General features: G+C 38.8%; 1 protein-coding gene. It reads left to right on the top strand.

The features are described 5' to 3' along the window. The coding region (locus MMO38_RS16570; protein WP_241324198.1) for a terminase TerL endonuclease subunit at positions 1–433 on the top strand (433 nt) is incomplete at both ends.

Genomic DNA, 433 nt, shown 5'->3' with positions numbered 1-433 from the left:
TCTACGGTGACTATCTAGAATCACAGCAGCGTCGAGCTATACAGAATGCATCTAAACAAAACGCATTTAAGACCAAGCATCTAAACGTTTGGGTGTCTTCTCGAACTGCCTATTTCAACATGGAAAAGTGGCAAGGTTGTACGGATAAAAACCTTAAATTTGAAGATTTTTCGACTGTTCCATGTTTAATGCCAATCGACTTGGCATCCAAAATAGATATTTGTGCTCGAATCAATTTGTTCTACAGGATTGAGGATGGAAAGTTGCATTACTACTGCATTGATCCTCGCTTCTATCTGCCAGAAGACACTGTGATGAACGGTGAGGAAAAACAGGTAATTGATCGGTATCAGAAGTGGATGAATCTAGGGTTTTTAGAAGTTCATGATGGTTATGAAAATGATTTTACGCTTGTCGCAAGTGATCTGATTAA

It is taken from the genome of Acinetobacter sp. NIPH 1852 (assembly GCF_022549455.1).
Classification (GTDB): Bacteria; Pseudomonadota; Gammaproteobacteria; order Pseudomonadales; family Moraxellaceae; genus Acinetobacter.
Note: the sequence above shows the minus strand (reverse complement) of the source record. Positions and strands in the feature narration are given on the sequence as shown.